Here is a 1,183-nt window from a genome sequence, read left to right as displayed (position 1 = left end):
CGAATTCATCGCTAAGTAACAGTGATTCTTCAGCAAGTAAGCTAGTATCATCGTAGACCTCATCCTGCTCTAGTAAGTCTTCACATATAGCAAGGCCACAATATGAGAGCAAATAAGTGACTAGTAGGAATCTAAGCATTAGTGTAACTATCACTTAAAGTGCTTTCTCAGTTTCGACAAATGCTGTTCACGGAAGGCAAAATCGTTGAGGCTACGCTGGGTCAAAAACGCTTCATCTAGCGCAACGCCAAGAACAACTTGTTCATTTACGATGGTTGATAAGCGCTTAGATTGCAGATTAAAGACCGTAATTTCACGCGCTAGCCACTTCCCGGACAGCTTCTCGTATTTTTTCATCAGAGTGCGTTTGTAAAGCTTGCCATGCTTGTCGTAACCTTGCACTTTAAGCGCTACAAATTTTTCTTTATCAATCCATAGAAGTAGCTTGCTATAGTTAGTCTTTCTTAGACGCACAGGCTTTGGTTTCGCTTCTATAACCCAAACTTGAGTTTGACCGTACTTTCCTTCTTGCAAAATCTTGTAGTCATATTCATCAGTTTTGCCACTTTCCATATCTTCTGTTGTAAACTCAGAACCAAAGAAAGCGACTGGTTCTTGATCATCAGATGAGCCACTCACCATTCGTTTCACCTTCCCCAAGGCAGACAGGTATAACCAAGACTCGGTATCTCTTGAATCATCTTCGTAGCTATATGTCAGCATGCCCACACCTTTTTCGCGGGCGGGTTCTAGAATGATAGAGATAGCTTTGCTGTCTTTTTTATTAACGCCAGCCTGAATGCTGTAGGATTCAAATCGTTTGATTCGTTTTGACTCGGTGCACGACACTTTCTTGCTCTTGATTTGAAAAGGACAAGAAGAAAGTGTCGATAGACTTAAGTTCATATCAGCCGTTTCTCGCTGAACTACATCCACTTTTTCCATAATACTTTTCGCATCATTAGCAGCTTGAGACAGTGTGCTAAATGCAATTAGCATCACCAAGGCCGAGACCTTAAAGCTTATCGTTTTCATGCGCCGACCTCCTCTTGACGAACAAGCGCTGCCATATGTTTTTTCCGCCCTAAATCTGGTTTTAGCCAGCTTATCAAGGCAGGCAGTAATAGTAAGTCTGAAGACAAAGCAACTACGATTGATAATGAACCAAAAATACCGGTTTTTG

Annotated in this window: 1 protein-coding gene; it reads right to left on the bottom strand. The window is 41.7% G+C overall.

What is annotated here, in order from left to right; genetic code table 11:
• Positions 1-150 precede the first annotated feature (150 nt).
• A complete protein-coding gene (locus A3757_RS01915; RefSeq protein WP_068506535.1) occupies positions 151-1,035 on the bottom strand; it encodes an outer membrane lipoprotein-sorting protein in 885 nt (294 codons plus the stop codon).
• Positions 1,036-1,183 lie beyond the last annotated feature (148 nt).

This window comes from Oleiphilus sp. HI0117, from assembly GCF_001635235.1.
The sequence above is the reverse complement of the archived record's forward strand: the minus strand, read 5'-3'. Positions and strand labels throughout refer to the sequence as shown.

Excerpts from the sequence above, each read along its gene's own strand:
- A3757_RS01915 (WP_068506535.1), bottom strand. The coding sequence starts at position 1,035 with ATGAAAACGATAAGCTTTAAGGTCTCGGCCTTGGTGATGCTAATTGCA.